Raw genomic sequence first — 16,260 nt, forward strand, 5'->3', positions numbered from 1 at the left:
CGGTTCTGCGCGCCGGCGGGTTGATGCCGGGCGCCGCGATGTGACATGGTGCGGCTTCGCCCGCCCTGCCACTGCCCGGATCGATGCTCTTGTTTCTTCAGCCTGTCCCCGTCCTGCGCCTGAACCTCATCTTCCTCGCTCTCTTCTCCCTGCTGCTGGTTGCGCTGCCCGGGCCGGTGCTTGCGCAAAGCGCGACCAAGCCGACGCCGGGCTTCGTGCGTGTGCGTCTGGAGACGGACATGGGCAACATCGTGCTCGCTTTGAACGCCCGGCGCGCGCCCAAGACGGTCGCCAATTTCATGATCTATGTGGATGATGGCCGGCTGGACGGGACGAGCTTCTACCGCGCCTTCCGCCGCAAGAACGATCCCAAGTCGGGCTTCGTCCAGGGCGGCATCGATACCGAGGCGCGGCGGGTCTACTTCCCCACCGTGGAGCTGGAGCCGACCGACCAGACCGGCCTCAAACATCTGGATGGCACCATTTCCATGGCGCGCCACAAGGAGCCGAATTCGGGCACCGGCAACTTCTCCATTCAGGTCGGCGCCAATCCCACGCTCGATGCAAGGCCGGGCTATGCGGGCTATGCCGCCTTCGGTCAGGTGGTCGCGGGCATGGATGTGGTGAAGCGCATCATGGCGCGCGACACCTGCTGCGGGCGCGGCGTGATGTTCGGCCAGATGATCAAGGACCGCGTCACGATCAAGCGCGCCGTGCGGCTCGATGGCACGGCCAAGCCAAGCGGCGTCGTGAAGCCCTGGCTGGTGAGCCCACGCGGCGCGGTTCGCTAGCGGCTGAGCAGCGTCCGGGCCTGTCCGGTCAATTCCGCGACCATGGCGGCAGAAGGCGCGGCGGCCTGCCGGGCGCGGGCGATGAAGTCCGTGAACTTCTCCACCGCAACCTTGTTCTCCGCGAGCCAGCGATCGAGATGCTCCTCGCTCGTCTTCGCGCCGGCGCGGGCCAGGAAGCCGAGCCGCATCTGCTGCAATTCCCGCGCGCTGCCGGCAACCAGCAAGCGTTCCCACGGGTCGCTCGGCGTCATCTGGGCGGCAAGGGCCTGGAGCCAGTCGATGCCGAGCAGGCTGCCCAGCCGCGTGAAGGCGGCGGCAACGCTCAGCGCGTCCTGCGACCCCTTCTGCGCGAGCAGGGCAAGGCCGATGGCGCCATCCATCTTCACCAGCATCACGGTCCGTTCGGCCAGCGCATCCGGCACGCCAAGGCTGGTGAGCATGGCTCTCATGGCTTCGGCCGCCTTGAGCGGCTCGGGCTGCAGCAGGCTGTCCACCTTGGTCTTGAGCGTGTCGATGGCGCCATCGAGCATCGCCATGGCTTTGTGCGGCGCGATGCCAGTCGGCAAGGAGCGGTGCGCATCGCCGATATGGCCTGCCATCGCATTGGCGACGCTGCGGTAGAGGGCGAGCCGCGCCTGCTCGGAGAGATCGGCGCTGTCGATATCGTCCCAGAGCTGCCGCACGTCGAATAGGCGCTCGGCGATCACGAAGGCATGGGCGATTTCATCGAGCGAGCAACTGGCTTCCTCGGTGAGGGCAAAGGGCAGAATCACGCCGAGGCGATTGACGATGCGATTGGCGATCTTGGTGGCGATGATCTCGTCGCGCAGCTGGTGAGCGGCAATCGCATCCCCCTCGCGCTGCTGCATCAGGGGCGGGAATGCACCGATCAGGTCGCTTTCCAGCGCGGGATCGCGGGCAAGGTCGCTCTTCTCGATGGCGTCCTGCAGCGTCAGCTTCGCGGTCGAGAAGAGCACGGCCAGCTCCGGCCTTGTCAGCCCCAACCCTTCGCTGGCGCGGCGCATCAGTTCCTCGTCCGGGGCAAGACCTTCCACCTTGCGGTCGAGATGCCCGCCATCCTCCAGCGTGTGGATCAGGTGGACATAGGAGGCGAGGTCCGCGCTCCCGCCCTGCTCCGCGATGGAGAGGCCGAGCGCCTGCAGGCGATTGTCTTCCAGAACGATGGCGGCGACCTCATCGGTCATGGCCCGCAGCAGATCGTTGCGCGCCTCCTGCGCAAGCCGCCCTTCGGCGACCTCCTTGTTGAGCGCGATCTTGATGTTCACCTCATTATCCGAGCAATCGACGCCCGCGCTATTGTCGATGAAGTCTGTGTTGATCCGCCCGCCCTTGAGCGCATAGGCGATGCGCCCGGCCTGGGTGACGCCCAGATTGGCGCCTTCGCCGATCACCTTCGCGCGCACGTCCTCGCCATCCACGCGCAGACGGTCGTTCGCGGTGTCGCCGACCTCGGCGTTGTTCTGGTTGGCGGCCTTGATGTAGGTGCCGATGCCGCCGAACCAGAGCAGATCGGTCTCCGTGCGCAGCAGCGCCGAAATCAGCGCCGCCGGCTCCATGGCCGTCTGGTCGGTGCCGACCAGCGCCTGCATCTGCGGGCTGAGCGGGATGCTCTTTTCGCTGCGGGCGAACACGCCGCCGCCTTCGCTGATCAGGCTTTCCTTGTAATCCGCCCAGCTTGAGCGGGGGAGCTTGAACAGGCGCTGGCGCTCCTTCCAGCTGGCGGATGCATCGGGGTCGGGATCGATGAAGATATGGCGATGATCGAACGCCGCGACCAGGCGGATGCTCTTGCTGAGCAGCATGCCGTTGCCGAACACGTCGCCGGACATGTCGCCCACGCCGATCACCCGCACCGGGTCCTTCTGCACATCGACGCCCATTTCCGCGAAATGGCGCTGCACGCTGATCCACGCCCCGCGCGCGGTGATGCCCATCGCCTTGTGATCATAGCCGTTGGAGCCGCCGCTGGCGAACGCATCGCCCAGCCAGAAATGATGATCGATGGCGATGGCATTGGCGACGTCCGAGAAACTCGCCGTGCCCTTGTCGGCCGCGACTACGAAATAGGGGTCGGCGCCGTCGCGGATGACCATGCCCTTTGGGTGCACGGTCTTGCCCTTCACGATATTATCAGTGACGGAGAGCAAGGCCCGGATGAACACGCGATAGCTCTCGGTGCCTTCGGCCAGCCACGCATCGCGGTCGCTCGCCGGGTTGGGCAGCATCTTGGGGTAGAAGCCGCCTTTGGCGCCGGTCGGCACGATGACCGCATTCTTGACCCGCTGGGCTTTCATCAGCCCCAGGATTTCGGTGCGGAAGTCGTCGCGCCGGTCGGACCAGCGCAGCCCGCCGCGGGCGATGCGCCCGGTGCGCAGGTGGATGCCTTCGACGCGCGGCGAATAGACCCAGATCTCGCGCCAGGGCAGCGGCTTGGGTAGGCCGGGCACCAGCGCGCTGTCCAGCTTGAAAGCCAGCGCCTCCTGCGCGGCCGGGGTGAAGGCATTGGTCCGCAGCGTGGCGTTGACCACCGCACGGTAGAGCCGCAGGATGCGGTCTTCATCAAGGCCTTTGACGCCTTCGAGCGCGGTATCAATGGCCGAGTTGATCGTCGCGGCGTCTTCAGCATCCTTGCCGCGCGCAGGATCGTGCAGCGCGAAGAACAGGTCCACGATCTGGCGGGCGATATGCGCCTCGCGCCGCAGCGTTTCCACGACGGTCAAAAGGCCGTAGGCAAGGCCGGTCTGGCGCAGATAGCGAAAGATGGCGCGCAGGAAGACGATGTCGCGCGGGCCAAGCTGCGCCGTGACGATGAGTTCGGCAAAGCGATCATTCTCCGCCCGGCCCTCCAGCACGGCATCGAGCGCCTCGCTGACAATTGCCGCGCGGTCGAGCACCTCGGCCGCGGGGCCGCCATCCTGCCGCTCGAGGGTGAAGCGCTGGATATGGCCGAGCGCACCCTCCGCGCCCGCGCTGGTGCTGCGCTCCTCCAGTACCCGGAAGCCGAAATTCTCGAACGCCGGCACGGCTTCTGACAACACAAGCGGTTCAAGCGAATAGATCTTCACGCGCAGCTGGTGGTCGCCATCCTGCGCGATGCGGTAGAAGCGCACGCTGCGATCATCGGGGCCGGTGAGTTGGTGCAGCGCCAGCACGTCCCGGGCGGCTTCGTCCGGCCCCGCGCTTTCCCGGTAGGACATCGGGAAGGTGGGCGCATAACGCTGGGCGAGCACGGCGGCGCGTGAGCTTTCGCCAAGCTCGATCAGGCCCTGTTCCACGGCCGGGGTCCAGCCGCGCAGCAACTGCGCGATCTGCAGGTCCAGCGCCTCGGCATCGGGCACCTGTCCTTCATCACGCAGGTCGAAGGTGAAGCGCACCAGCGCCAGACCGCTCTCTTCCAGCGCGATGGACCAGCCGAGCAGGCTGGCGTGCGCCGCCGAGGCGATCAGCGCGGAGATGCCTTCGCGACGGCTGGTCGAGAGGTCGTCGCGCATCATCCAGACGAAGGCGAAGAGGTGCCGGCCCAGCACATCGCTCACCAGCTCCAGCTTGGGGCGGGGCCGGTCGGCCAGCGACATGGCGGTGAGCGTGATGCGGTCCCGGTCCTGCGCGCTAAACGCCAGCATCAGGTCGTGCGGCAGGGCGGTGAGGGCGTGCACCAGCGATTTGCCGGCATGACCGGAGGGATTGTAGCCGAACCGTGCCATTAATCCCGAAAGCGTGTCGCGCAGGATGGGCACATCCTCCGGCGCGGTGGCGAGCGCTGCGCTCGTCCACAGGCCCGCATGGATGGAAATGGCGGTGATCTTGCCCTCTTCCCGCACCGGCACGAGGAACAGGTCGATCAGCACATGGCGATGGACCTTGGCCATCATGTTGGATTTGAGAATCAGCGGCCCGGCATGGCCAGATTCGAACCAGGCCAGGGCGGCAGCGGCGGACTGGTCCGAAAGCACGGGGCTTTCGGCAGCCCGGCAAATGCCCTTGCGCCGGCTTGGCTGGGCATTCGGCGTCCAAAGCTCGTGCCCCAATTGGGTGAGATTGCCCTTGAGCAGCCAGCGCAGAAAGTCGCCGCCTTCGCCGGCGCCCAGGCGATTGGCATCGGCATTGAGCGCATCGATCATCGCCCGCCAGTCGCTTACCGCCGCGCGGACGTGGCACAGGGTTTCCTCCAGCGCCCGACAAAGCTCCCGCCGACCGCGCGCGTCTATGCGGTCGGTCTCGATATAAATCAGCGATTCGCGGACGGCGCCGTCCTCATCGCCGATGGCCAGCAACCCGCCGTCCTCATTACGCCGCACCGGGAGAATCGGGTGGGCGAGCACGTGGATCACCAGATCGGCCTGGCTCAGGCAATTGCCGATGCTGTCGACGAGAAAGGGCATGTCGGCGTTGATGATGGCGATGCGCTGCCGCCGGCTCGCGGCGCCGGCACTGCGCTCATCGGTCAGGCTGTCGATGAGAATGGCGCTCTCGCCATCCTTGCGTATTGCGGCAGCTTCCAGCACGAAGCGCGCCGCCTCGCTCCATTGGTCCGGCTGAGGCGATTGCTGCTCGCTTTCGAGCACGCCCTTGGCCAGTGCCTCCGCGATGGCTGCTGTCAGCGCGTCGTCGCGATTGGTCTTGATGGTCATGGACATCCTCTTCCACTTGTGCCGGCCCTTGTCTGCCTAACGCACATCTGTGGAAGCAGTGTCGGGCCTGTGTGGTTAAACCCCGCCGGCAGGGTCCGCAACCGGACCCTTGCTCGGCCTGCTTAGGCTCCGCTCCGGCTCAGGATGCCGGAAGGGCCTTGGCTGCTTTCGTCAGAACCCGTTCGGCCAGCTGGTCGGCGCCGTCGAGCGCTGCGACCATGGCAAGTGAGCCATCGGCCTCTCGCCGCATGATCACCACGGCCAGCCCTTCGGCGTCCACGGCCAGTTGATCGGCGGGGAGGGCAGGGGCCTGCTTCAGCACCCGGCGGGAGCGCACGATGGCCTTGTGCGGCTCTTGGGGAGTTTCGTTGCGTCGCGCCGCGCGGACCTGCGCCACCACGCCCTTGAGGCCGCCCACCGTGGCATGAAGATGCGCGATCAGGGCACCAGGCTGCATCCGCGCGTCGAGCGCGAACTGGATGGCGCAGACGAACTCGGCCAGGCGCGTCTTGTCATAGTGCGTGCCGAAGACCAGCTTCACCAGCGCGGTCAGCGGGCTGCGGGGCTGCACGGCTATGCCGGAGTCGGCGAGTAGCGCGACATAATCCTCCGGCCGGGCGGCGGCGACCTGCGCCAGCGCATGAGCGAGCCCGACCGCACGGTAGAGGGCGTGGCGTGTCCGCCCCTCCTGGGCATGGGCGGCCATGGCGGCATCGCGGGCCAGGGCCAGCATGTCGGCCAGCGCCGTATCCTGGTCCGGCAGCGTGATCGTCTCGCCGGTCAGGTCCAGCGCATCGTCGGTCGGCACGTCTTCGGCGAAATCGGTCACGGACGCCGCTGCGATCCTCTGCGCGGAGGGGCCGTCGGCCCAGATGGCGGTGGCGTCGGTCGTCCTCACACGCACCGGCGCGGCGGCCTCGGCCTGCGCGATGATGCTTTCGGTCAGCGCGTCCGTCGCGACCTCCTTCCAGTTGATCACGCCATAGACGAAGTCGATCGCGTCATCGCGTGTCGAGAAGGGCATCATGATGCCGCGATACATGACCTCGACGCCACGCTGGTTGGTGAACTCCGCCTCGAACCCGATCGGCGCGGCGTTGGCCACGATCTGCAGATAATGGTCGGTCAGGCGGGAGAGCAATGTGCGCGCCGGCACCTGGCTGGCCCGGCGCACGGAGGTGTCGATATCACACTGCGCGGCCAGGGCGGGGCCGATGAAGGCAATGGTCGGATCCTCGACGCCCGCCGTGAAGTCCAGCAGCACGCTGTGCGAGCCGAAATCCTGAAGTTCCTCGGGATTGAGATCCTCAATGCTCGGCAGCGAGCGATCGCGCAGCAGCGAAGACCAGTAATTATAGGCGCGGATGTGCATGCGCCGTTCGTCGAAGCGGACGAGCGGAGGGGCATCCATGGCTTCGTCCAGCGTGGTGACCGCGTCGGCCTGGCTGTGATGTACGTCCATTCGAGGATTCGCCTGTGGTCGCGTGCAAGGGCGAACCCTGCGCCATGAAGGGTAAAGGCCGGGTAAAGGCACCAAATATCCCCACCGGCCCGCGCGATACCAAAGGCGAAAACGCGATCGGCGCTTGCCATGCCCGACACACGCTGATAAGCGCCCGCCTGCATGATCGTGCGCCGCATTTGGACACGAGTCACGATGATCGCCGGTTTGCCGGCGAGCCGGAGCCGCTTTAGCTCAGCCGGTAGAGCATCGCATTCGTAATGCGAGGGTCAGGTGTTCGAGTCACCTAAGCGGCACCATTTTTGAACCGGCAGGAAAGCCGGATTGAGACAAGCCACATACATAATTAGCTAGGAACAGTTCTCTGTGGCTTTACCGCCGGGAGCCGTCGTGGTGTCGCGTGGTTCTCGAAGACCGGGGTGGAAACCGACCCGCTCCGGCTTGACTTGTTGGAAAATGTTCCCGAAATGTTCTCACCTCATGATGGAGGTGCGGCGAATGATCGAGTTATCAGAGGACGAATGGCGTCGGGCCTTTTCGGCGTGGTTGCGCACCGGCAAAGTGGCTTCGGTGCCAAAAAACGATGCGATAGAGTGCAAGTTCAATCCTTGGCATGATCCGGAAGATGGCCGGTTCACTTTTGCCGGATCCGGAAATTATCATGGCAGAGGCCGGCCTGGGCCAGCGTCTCGTACGCCAGGAAACGTAAGTCGCGGCAATCTCCGTATCGCGCGGACACCGACACCAGAGACGTCATCTGCCAAGCAACCACAGGGTTTCGACAAAAGGCCGAACGGGGGCACCGGAAGCGCGGCGCAGCCGAGGCCTGCTGGTTCGCCGCGCGAGCAGCCAAATCCCGCCGCCGAGTTTGTCGGCGGTGTCGGTGAAGGTCTTTACGGCGTGGCGAAAGAGACGGTCGTGGGGGTGCGCTCGGTCTTGACGACAAATCCGGTTACGACGGTTCGAAATGCCGGTCGCGGGATCGCCGCCATGATCGATACGGCGATAGCAGCGGAGGATACGCCTGCTCATACTCAAATATCGCGCGCCGCCGATGCCGTCGCGAATGCTTCGGCGCGAGATATCGGCCGAGCAGCCGGATCGGCCGTTGGCAATGCCGCATTGGCAGTCGCGCCCAGCGCGGTGGTGGGCAAGGTTGCGGCGTTACGCCGTCTGCGCGGAACCGTACCTCGCCCACCTCATGAGCCGCCGCAGATCGGCTGGGTTAAGGAAAACCTCGGTCCCGAAACACGGGCGAAGCGCTATAATGATGCCGCGACGGGCGCTCGCCCCGGTCAGGCGCCCACGTTGATGCGGACGATGCCGGATGGCTCAAGACGGCCGGTCAAGTTCGATGGCGTGCAGGGGGAATATGTGATCGACAGGAAATTCAAGGTCGTAGATGCCCCGCACGCCCGCGCTCAGCTATTGCGCCAATCAGAGGCTTTAGCGCATAATCGCTCCATCGGAACTTGGGAGGTTCCAAATGAAGCTCAGCGTATTGCTGCGCTTAAGCTGTTTAAAAAAATGAAGATAACCAACATCAAGGTAAGGGTGGTCAAGCCATGATTGTTGAACAGATCGCCAGGATTGTCGCAGATTTTTTTCTGTTCTTGAACATGACTGAAGAGGAATTGCTAGATCTTGATGTGTCTGTCCTCATGATGGAGGATATGGCAGCGAGGCTTCAAGATTTGGACAAAGCTTTTCTTCGAGAGCTGGTCGATGCATTTCCTGTGATCGCCTCAGAATATAGCGGCGAGGCCCACAAATTGGTGCTCGACATACCCTATAGCTTCTACCTTGAGGAAACGCTTGCCGCCGGCGATCCAGTGAGGCTGGCCGAACTGGAAGCGCTCCGCGACGCGAGGGATTAACGTCCGATTTTAGGGTGGGTTGTCTCACGGACCTTTCCAAGCTGCCCTATGACGCACGATCAATAGAAACTTCTCGGTGATTTGAGTGCCCATCTTTGTCGTCTGTGGCACCATTTTTCCCTAACGGCGGGTCTTGTGCGGTCGTCCCGGTCTGGCGGCTGCTTCGACTTCCTTGCCTTTTGAGCGCTTGCCCTCCCCGAAGCGGTACGCCGCTCCCAACCCGCTTGCTAAGCGCCGGTTCGGCTGGCAGGTTCGGCACCACTCTATTCGACTGGGTGTTGGGGGAACGCGACGGACATGAGCCTGCATCAATCGCCTGCGCGCTATTCGCTTGCCGCGATTATTCTGCACTGGTCGCTTGCCGCTTTGCTGCTCTTTCAGGTGTCGCTGGGATGGCGCCTGGAGGATCTGACCGGCCTGCCGCAGTTCGCGGCCTATCAGCTTCACAAGACCATCGGCATCAGCATCCTGCTGCTCAGCGTGGCGCGCCTGGTGATCCGGCTGCTGGTGCCCCGGCCCCGCCCGCTCAACACGAGCCTGCTGCTTGCTGCCCTCGCCGGCGGTGTCCATGCCCTGTTCTATGTGGTGATGATCCTCGGACCGCTCACGGGCTGGATCATCGTCTCGACCTCGGCGATCAAGGTGCCGACACTGCTGTTCGGCGTCATTCCATGGCCGCATCTGCCTGTGAGCGCTGCCCTGCACGACCCGGCAGAAGCCGTGCACAGCCTGCTCGGCTGGCTCCTGGCCGGGCTGGTGATCCTGCATGTGGCCGGAGCACTGCGGCACCACTTTTTGCGCAAGGACATTCTCGGGCGCATGGCGCCCGCCGCTTTGGGCAGACGAGGCGCGCTCAATATGGTGGCGGGTCTCGCAATCGCGGGCGCGCTAACGGCCTTAGCACTGGCCTGGGTGCTGCCGTTCGGCGGCAAGGCCCCGGCGCAAGCGGATGCCGGTCTTGCGGGCTCAAACGTGGCGGTCGCGGATAACGCGGGTGACCCTGCCGTCAACGCCAGCAATGCAGCCGAAGACGCGGTGGCGGTCAATCAGGCAGCGGCAGACCAGCCAGCCAAGGATGAGGCGCAGAAGGCCGTCGCCTGGACGGTGCAGCGCGGCGGCACGCTCAATTTCCGCACGGCCTATTCCGGCTCCGACATCGAAGGCGGCTTTTCGCGCTGGGATGCCGACATAGTCTTCAGCCCGGACGATCTGCCCGGCTCGCGCATCGCCGTGACGGTCGATCTGGCATCGGTCGACAGTGCCGACAGCCAGCGCGACGAGATGCTGCGCGGCGACGAGTTCTTCGGCGTCGGGGCGCATCCGCGCGCGACGTTCCGGGCATCGCGCATCACGCATCGCGATGGCAATCGCTACCGCGCGGCGGGCACGCTCTCGCTCAACGGGCAGCAAAAGCCAGTGACGCTCGATTTCACGCTGGATATCGACGGAATGGTTGCGCGCGCCCGCGGCTACACGCGCATCGACCGCACGGCCTTCGGCGTCGGAACCGGAGAATGGTCCGACACCAGTACGATTCCGGATGCCGTAACGATCAGCTTCAATTTTCAGGCAAAACGGGCGGAGTAAGCGGGAGCAGGGCGCGCTCGGGTCGCGCTTGGCCCTTACTTCTTCTTGCCGAAGTCTACCGTCACCACGTTGGAGCCGTCTTCGGCCTGTGCAACCGGCGTATCGTTCTCCGCCATCTCCATGGTTTCGACGGCCTCGCCGCTCTCCATCACCTGAAATTCCAGCGAGAAGTTGACGGCCGGGTCCACGAAGAAGCGCAGCGCCGCGAACGGGATCACCAGATGCGCGGGCACCTGATTGAAGGTGAGGCCGACCTCGAAGCTGGTATCGGTAACCTTGAGATCCCAGAATTTATGCTGCAGCACGATGGTCATCTCGTCCGGGAAGCGCTCCGCCAGCCAGGTGGGAATGCTCACCCCCGGCGCCTGCGTCTTGAACGTGATGTAGAAATGATGATTGCCCGGCAGGACGCCCGTCAGCGCAATATCCTGCAAAACGCGCCCGGGAATCGCACGCAGCGCCTCCTGCACGATTTCGTCATAGGGAATCAGGCTGTCTGCTGGCTCTTCCGTCATGGCCACAGTCCTAGCGCGGGGGGCTCGCCGGTCAAGCACAGAGCGTTACAGCCGTTAACGGTCGAGAAGCGCATTGCATGGTCCGCCGCGCGCGTTATAGGCCGCAGCCATGCGTAGCGCGGAGATCAGGCGGAAAACCGGCGAGACCGATATCGAGGTGAGCGTCAATCTCGATGGGTCCGGCACTTATTCCATTTCGACCGGCATCGGGTTTCTCGACCATATGCTGGAGCAGCTCTCGCGCCATTCGCTGATCGATCTGAGCGTGAAGGCGGTCGGCGATCTGCATATCGACCAGCACCACACCACCGAGGATACCGGCATCGCGGTCGGTGAGGCGATCGCCAAGGCGCTCGGCGACAAGCGCGGGATCGCCCGTTATGGCGAGGCGCACGCGCCGATGGACGAGACGCTGACCCGCGTCGCGCTCGACATTTCCGGTCGTCCCTGGCTGGTCTGGAAGGTGGAGATCCCCATGCATCGGCTGGGTGAGTGGGACACCGAGCTGATCGAGCACTGGTTCCAGAGCTTCGCGCAGTCGGCGGGGATCACCCTGCATGTCGAGAACCTTTATGGCAGCAACAATCACCACATCGTGGAGAGCTGCTTCAAGGCGCTGGCCCGCGCGCTGCGACAGGCGGTGGAGATCGATCCGCGCAAGAGCGATGCGATTCCCTCCACCAAGGGCACGCTGGGCGGCTGACAGTCCATGACCATCGCGCTCATCGATTATGGCGCGGGGAACCTTCACTCCGTGCACAATGCGCTCCGGGCCGCCGGGGCGCATGGCGTCGTCATTACCGCCGATGCCGAGGTGGTGCGCCGGGCCGACCGAATCGTGCTGCCGGGTGTGGGCGCTTTCCGCGCCTGCATCGAGCCGTTGCGCGCGCTGCCGGGCATGATCGAGGCGATGCACGAGGCGGTGTTCGAGGTCGGGCGCCCGTTCCTCGGCATTTGCGTGGGCATGCAGTTGCTGGCCGATGCCGGCGAGGAGTTTGGGCGGCATGAGGGGCTGGGCTGGATTCCGGGCACGGTGCGACGCATCGAGCGTGACGATCCGGCGATCAAGATCCCGCATATGGGCTGGAACGATGTCGTCGGCGCGCGCGCCCATCCGCTGGTGGAGCCGGGCGAGGCCTATTTTCTGCACAGCTATCATTTCGAGGCGGCGAAGGCGGCGCATGTCGTCGCGACCACCGACCATGGCGGACCGCTAGTGGCGGCGGTCGGCAAGGACAATATTTTGGGCGTTCAGTTCCATCCGGAAAAGAGCCAGGCTTATGGCCTTGCGACCCTCGCCCGCTTTCTGGAGTGGGCCCCATGAGTGAAATTCCGCCGTTCATCGTTTTTCCCGCCATCGATCTCAAGGGCGGGCAGGTCGTCCGCTTGGCCGAGGGCGATATGGATCGGGCGACCGTCTATGGCGATGATCCCGCCGCGCAGGCCTTGATCTGGGCCGAGCAAGGCTCGGATTTCCTGCATGTGGTGGATCTGGACGGCAGCTTTGCCGGCCATGCCGTCAATGGCGCAGCGATTGCGTCCATCGTCCAGGCCTTCCCCGGCCATGTCCAGCTTGGCGGCGGCATTCGCGATCCGCAGGCGGTGCAGGGCTGGTTCGCGCTCGGCGTGTCGCGCGTCGTCATCGGCACGGCGGCGCTGAAGAACCCGCAGTTCGTCAAGGATATGGCGGCAGACTATCCCGGCGGCATCGTCGTCGCCGTGGATGCGCGCGATGGCATGATCGCGACCGACGGCTGGGCCGAGAAGTCTGACATGCCGGTGGTCGATCTCGCCCGCCGGTTCGAGGACGCGGGCGTCGCCTCGCTGCTGTTCACCGATGTGGGCCGCGATGGCCTGCTCAAGGGCGTAAACATCGATGCGACGGTCGAACTGGCGCGCGCCGTGGACATTCCCGTGATCGCCAGTGGCGGTGTGGCGGATATCTCGGACATTCGCGTGCTCAGCCTCCATGCCGGCGATGGCATCGAAGGCGTGGTGACGGGGCGGGCGCTTTACGATGGTCGGTTGGACCTGCGGGCCGCGATTGCTGTGGCGAATGCCGCGTGAATGTCACGCAGCTACCTCCCGTTCGTGTCGAGCGAAGTCGAGACGCGCGAGGACAGTGCTGGCCGTGTCTCGACTTCGCTCGCCACGAACGGATGTGAGGATTTAGTCCAGTGACCGTCCGCACCCGCATCATCCCCTGTCTCGATGTCGCCAATGGCCGCGTGGTCAAGGGCGTGAACTTCGTCGACCTGCGCGATGCCGGCGATCCGGTCGAGCAGGCGAAGGTCTATGATGCGGCGGGCGCGGACGAACTGTGCTTCCTCGACATCACCGCCAGCCATGAGGATCGCGGCACGCTGCTCGATATCGTCGCGCGCACGGCGGAAGTCTGCTTCATGCCGCTCACCGTCGGCGGTGGCGTGCGCAGCGCGGAGGATGCACGCGCGCTCCTGCTTGCCGGCGCGGACAAGGTCGCCGTGAACAGCGCCGCCGTGTCGCGTCCCGAGGTGGTGAGCGAGATTGCAGATCGGTTCGGCAGCCAGTGCATCGTGGCCTCCGTCGATGCCCGGCGGGTCGGTGAGGGCCGCTGGGAAATCTTCACCCATGGCGGCCGTCGCGCCACCGGCATCGACGCGCTGGCTCATGCCGCGCGGCTGGCGGCGCTGGGTGCGGGCGAATTGCTCGTCACCTCCATGGATGGCGATGGTACCAAGCAGGGCTATGATCTCGCGCTCACCCGCGCCATTGCCGATGCCGTCACGGTGCCGGTCATTGCCAGCGGTGGCGTCGGCACGCTCGATCATCTGGTCGAGGGCGTGACGCAGGGCCATGCCAGCGCGGTTCTGGCCGCCTCCATCTTCCATTTCGGCCAGCATAGCGTGCGTGAGGCGCGGGCGGCATTGGCCGCTGCGGGCATTCCCGTTCGCCATCTCTGAGTGCTGCCTCAGCCGGAAAAGCCATTGACGCCCGGCGGCGCAGCGGCAAGGACAAGCGCCATGGACAGCCTCTTCCGCCTCGAACAGACCATCCTCGCCCGGCGCGAGGCCGATCCCGACAGTTCCTATGTCGCCCGCCTGCGCGCCAAGGGGCTGGGCAAGATGACGCAGAAATTCGGCGAGGAAGCGGTAGAAACGGTGATCGCCGCGCTGAGTGAGGACAAGGGGGCCCTGACCGGCGAAGCGGCCGACCTCATGTTCCACCTGCTCGTCCTGCTCGCCGATCGCGGCATTACCCTTGCCGACGTCTGCGCAGAGCTGGACCGGCGGGAAGGTGTTTCCGGGCTGGATGAGAAGGCAAGCCGGTCCGCGAAGTGACCGCTTTTACGGAGTGAGCCATGGCGATCGACCCGACCCTTCCCTATGACGAGAGCAATATCTTCGCGAAGATCCTGCGCGGAGACATCCCCTGCAACAAGGTGTTCGAGGACGATCATGTCCTCGCTTTTCACGACATCGCCCCGCAGGCGCCGACGCACATTCTCGTGATTCCCAAGGGCGCCTATGTGAGCTGGGACGATTTCTCGGCCCGTGCGAGCGAGGGCGAGATCGCGGCATTCGTGCGCGCGGTCGGCGCGATTGCCCGCGAGGCGGGGCTGGTGGAGCCGGGCTATCGCCTGCTCGCCAATGTCGGCGCGCATGGCGGGCAGGAAGTGCCGCATCTGCACGTTCATCTGTTCGGCGGACGCGCGCTGGGGCCGATGCTGGCGCGCTGAGCGCGGTTTGCCTGCCCGCGACGCCTTCCCCTGTCGCAAGCCCCTTGCGCGTCGCCGATAAGCCTATAGGCTTGGCGGTCAGTTCAGGGGGAGCGGCTGCGGCCGCGCTGTATAGAGAGACGCGCATGATCTTTGGCCGCATCAAGCCACTCGACGCCATTCTCGCTACTGCCGAAAAGAAATCCCTGCATCGATCGCTCGGGGCCTTCCAGCTGACCATGCTGGGTGTGGGCGCCGTGATCGGCACCGGCATTTTCGTGCTGACGGCGGAAGCGGCGCAGAAGGCGGGGCCGGGCATGATGGTCTCCTTCACCATCGCCGGTTTTGTCTGCGCGGTGGCAGCGCTCTGCTATTCGGAAATGGCCTCGATGGTCCCGGTTTCGGGGTCGGCCTACACCTACAGCTATGCCGTGATGGGCGAACTGATCGCCTGGATGGTCGGCTGGGCCTTGATCCTCGAATATGCCGTTGCGGCGGGCGCCGTCTCGGTCGGCTGGTCGGGCTATGTCGTCGGCCTGCTGGAACATGCGCTGGGCATTGACATTCCCAACATGCTGGTGCGCGGGCCGTTCGATGGCGGTCTGGTCAATCTGCCCGCCATGGGCATCGCCCTATTGGTCACTTGGCTGCTCGTCATCGGCACGCGTGAGAGCGCGATGGTCAATGCCGTGCTCGTGGTGATCAAGGTCGCGGCGCTCACTCTGTTCATCGTGCTGGCGCTGCCGGTGATGAACATGGAGCAGTTCTCGCCCTTCGCGCCTTTGGGCTTCGGCGGCATCGGCGCGGCGGCGGCGTCGATCTTCTTTGCTTATGTGGGCTTCGATGCCGTCTCCACGGCGGCGGAGGAAACCAAGAATCCCCAGCGCAACATGCCGATCGGCCTCATTGGCTCGCTCACCATCTGCACGATCTTCTACCTGCTGGTTGCTGCCGGGGTTGTCGGCACGGTGGGCTCGCAGCCATTGATGGGCCCGGCCGGGGAAGCGCTGGCGCCGGGCAGCAAGGCGCTGGCCGATCAGTGCGCGGCCATCGGCGATCAGGCAGTGGTCTGCTCGAAAGAAGCGCTGGCCTGGACGATGCGGGAGATCGGCTGGCCGCAGATCGGCAACCTCATCGGTTTGGCTGCTGGTCTTGCCCTGCCGTCGGTCATCCTCATGATGATGTTCGGCCAGACGCGCATCTTCTTCGTCATGAGCCGGGACGGGCTGCTGCCGGCGGTGTTCTCCAAGGTCCACCCCAAGTTCCACACGCCGCATGTCATCACGATCATCACCGGTGTGTTTGTGGCCGTGTTCGCGGCCTTCTTCCCGGTCGGCATTCTCGCCGACATTTCCAATTCCGGCACGCTGTTTGCCTTTGCCGCCGTCTCCATCGCCGTGCTCGTGCTGAGGCGGACGGACCCGACGCGCAAGCGGCCGTTCCGTACACCGGCCATCGCCATCACCGCGCCGGTCGCGATCCTCGGCTGCATCTACCTCTTCTTCAAACTCGGTATCGAGACGAAGCTGATGTTCGTGGCCTGGGCTGTAGTCGGTCTCGTCGTCTATTTCGCCTATAGCCGCTCGCGCAGCCATGTCGGGCGCGGCACCGTCGAGGTGCCTGAGGCCGATCCTGACGCGCCGCCGCAGCCCGTGCCGCCCATCGACTGACGGCACCGG

The 16,260-nt window shown here is 65.0% G+C and carries 14 protein-coding genes and 1 tRNA gene; 12 read left to right on the top strand and 3 right to left on the bottom strand.

The genetic code is table 11. From position 1 onward, the window contains the following. Positions 1 to 83 precede the first annotated feature (83 nt). On the top strand, positions 84 to 791 hold the full coding sequence (locus tag M2333_RS14355) for a peptidylprolyl isomerase (RefSeq protein WP_264612224.1): 708 nt from the start codon (positions 84 to 86) through the stop codon (positions 789 to 791). Here M2333_RS14355 and M2333_RS14360 read toward each other — a convergent pair. Then, positions 788 to 5,443: an NAD-glutamate dehydrogenase gene (locus tag M2333_RS14360; RefSeq protein WP_413716503.1), complete on the bottom strand. Its 4,656-nt coding sequence runs from the start codon at positions 5,441 to 5,443 to the stop codon at positions 788 to 790. The genes M2333_RS14355 and M2333_RS14360 overlap by 4 nt on opposite strands. Positions 5,444 to 5,582: 139 nt before the next feature. Then, positions 5,583 to 6,905 (bottom strand): hypothetical protein, encoded by a 1,323-nt coding sequence (locus M2333_RS14365; protein ID WP_264612226.1) that lies wholly within the window; start codon positions 6,903 to 6,905, stop codon positions 5,583 to 5,585. Positions 6,906 to 7,128: 223 nt separating this feature from the next. Here M2333_RS14365 and M2333_RS14370 point away from each other — a divergent pair. From M2333_RS14370 to M2333_RS14385, 4 genes are all read left to right on the top strand, one after another. Then, positions 7,129 to 7,204: transfer RNA gene (locus M2333_RS14370), tRNA-Thr, on the top strand. A gap of 199 nt (positions 7,205 to 7,403) precedes the next feature. Beyond that, positions 7,404 to 8,474 (top strand): hypothetical protein, encoded by a 1,071-nt coding sequence (locus M2333_RS14375; RefSeq protein WP_264612227.1) that lies wholly within the window; start codon positions 7,404 to 7,406, stop codon positions 8,472 to 8,474. Continuing rightward, on the top strand, positions 8,471 to 8,782 hold the full coding sequence (locus M2333_RS14380; protein ID WP_264612228.1) for a hypothetical protein: 312 nt from the start codon (positions 8,471 to 8,473) through the stop codon (positions 8,780 to 8,782). The genes M2333_RS14375 and M2333_RS14380 overlap by 4 nt, the downstream gene beginning before the upstream one ends. A 297-nt stretch (positions 8,783 to 9,079) precedes the next feature. After that, positions 9,080 to 10,369 carry a YceI family protein gene (locus tag M2333_RS14385; protein WP_264612229.1) on the top strand — a complete coding sequence of 430 codons (1,290 nt, stop codon included), beginning with the start codon at positions 9,080 to 9,082 and terminating at the stop codon, positions 10,367 to 10,369. A 35-nt stretch (positions 10,370 to 10,404) separates the two neighbouring features. Here M2333_RS14385 and M2333_RS14390 read toward each other — a convergent pair whose 3' ends face one another. Further along, complete coding sequence (locus tag M2333_RS14390; RefSeq protein ID WP_181561177.1) at positions 10,405 to 10,884, bottom strand: SspB family protein; 480 nt, start codon at positions 10,882 to 10,884, stop codon at positions 10,405 to 10,407. Positions 10,885 to 10,993: 109 nt separating this feature from the next. Between M2333_RS14390 and hisB the strand changes: the two genes are divergently transcribed. From hisB to M2333_RS14425, 7 genes are all read left to right on the top strand, one after another. After that, entirely contained in the window at positions 10,994 to 11,587 is a 594-nt protein-coding gene (gene hisB, locus M2333_RS14395) for an imidazoleglycerol-phosphate dehydratase HisB (RefSeq protein ID WP_264577112.1), read from the top strand. Between the two features lie 6 nt (positions 11,588 to 11,593). Continuing rightward, positions 11,594 to 12,208, top strand: a complete 615-nt coding sequence (gene hisH, locus M2333_RS14400) for an imidazole glycerol phosphate synthase subunit HisH (RefSeq protein WP_264571727.1) — start codon at positions 11,594 to 11,596, stop codon at positions 12,206 to 12,208. Then, positions 12,205 to 12,951, top strand: coding sequence for a 1-(5-phosphoribosyl)-5-[(5-phosphoribosylamino)methylideneamino]imidazole-4-carboxamide isomerase (gene hisA / locus M2333_RS14405; protein WP_264577114.1), 747 nt, complete (start codon positions 12,205 to 12,207; stop codon positions 12,949 to 12,951). The genes hisH and hisA overlap by 4 nt, the downstream gene beginning before the upstream one ends. 110 nt (positions 12,952 to 13,061) lie before the next feature. Continuing rightward, positions 13,062 to 13,826 (top strand): imidazole glycerol phosphate synthase subunit HisF, encoded by a 765-nt coding sequence (hisF, locus tag M2333_RS14410; RefSeq protein ID WP_264571729.1) that lies wholly within the window; start codon positions 13,062 to 13,064, stop codon positions 13,824 to 13,826. 60 nt (positions 13,827 to 13,886) lie between these two features. Continuing rightward, positions 13,887 to 14,204, top strand: a complete 318-nt coding sequence (locus M2333_RS14415) for a phosphoribosyl-ATP diphosphatase (RefSeq protein ID WP_264612230.1) — start codon at positions 13,887 to 13,889, stop codon at positions 14,202 to 14,204. Between the two features lie 20 nt (positions 14,205 to 14,224). After that, the gene (locus tag M2333_RS14420) at positions 14,225 to 14,602 is read left to right on the top strand and encodes a histidine triad nucleotide-binding protein (protein ID WP_264604605.1); all 378 of its coding nucleotides are present in this window, start codon (positions 14,225 to 14,227) and stop codon (positions 14,600 to 14,602) included. 125 nt (positions 14,603 to 14,727) lie between these two features. Then, positions 14,728 to 16,251, top strand: coding sequence for an amino acid permease (locus M2333_RS14425; RefSeq protein ID WP_264612231.1), 1,524 nt, complete (start codon positions 14,728 to 14,730; stop codon positions 16,249 to 16,251). Positions 16,252 to 16,260 lie beyond the last annotated feature (9 nt).

The organism is Sphingobium sp. B11D3B (assembly GCF_025961735.1).
Taxonomy (GTDB): Bacteria; Pseudomonadota; Alphaproteobacteria; order Sphingomonadales; family Sphingomonadaceae; genus Sphingobium.

Excerpts from the sequence above, each read along its gene's own strand:
- hisB (WP_264577112.1), top strand. The coding sequence starts at position 10,994 with ATGCGTAGCGCGGAGATCAGGCGGAAAACCGGCGAGACCGATATCGAG.
- M2333_RS14360 (WP_413716503.1), bottom strand. The coding sequence starts at position 5,443 with ATGACCATCAAGACCAATCGCGACGACGCGCTGACAGCAGCCATCGCG.
- hisH (WP_264571727.1), top strand. The coding sequence starts at position 11,594 with ATGACCATCGCGCTCATCGATTATGGCGCGGGGAACCTTCACTCCGTG.
- M2333_RS14420 (WP_264604605.1), top strand. The coding sequence starts at position 14,225 with ATGGCGATCGACCCGACCCTTCCCTATGACGAGAGCAATATCTTCGCG.
- M2333_RS14390 (WP_181561177.1), bottom strand. The coding sequence starts at position 10,884 with ATGACGGAAGAGCCAGCAGACAGCCTGATTCCCTATGACGAAATCGTG.
- M2333_RS14365 (WP_264612226.1), bottom strand. The coding sequence starts at position 6,905 with ATGGACGTACATCACAGCCAGGCCGACGCGGTCACCACGCTGGACGAA.
- M2333_RS14385 (WP_264612229.1), top strand. The coding sequence starts at position 9,080 with ATGAGCCTGCATCAATCGCCTGCGCGCTATTCGCTTGCCGCGATTATT.
- hisA (WP_264577114.1), top strand. The coding sequence starts at position 12,205 with ATGAGTGAAATTCCGCCGTTCATCGTTTTTCCCGCCATCGATCTCAAG.
- M2333_RS14380 (WP_264612228.1), top strand. The coding sequence starts at position 8,471 with ATGATTGTTGAACAGATCGCCAGGATTGTCGCAGATTTTTTTCTGTTC.
- M2333_RS14355 (WP_264612224.1), top strand. The coding sequence starts at position 84 with ATGCTCTTGTTTCTTCAGCCTGTCCCCGTCCTGCGCCTGAACCTCATC.
- M2333_RS14425 (WP_264612231.1), top strand. The coding sequence starts at position 14,728 with ATGATCTTTGGCCGCATCAAGCCACTCGACGCCATTCTCGCTACTGCC.
- M2333_RS14415 (WP_264612230.1), top strand. The coding sequence starts at position 13,887 with ATGGACAGCCTCTTCCGCCTCGAACAGACCATCCTCGCCCGGCGCGAG.
- M2333_RS14375 (WP_264612227.1), top strand. The coding sequence starts at position 7,404 with ATGATCGAGTTATCAGAGGACGAATGGCGTCGGGCCTTTTCGGCGTGG.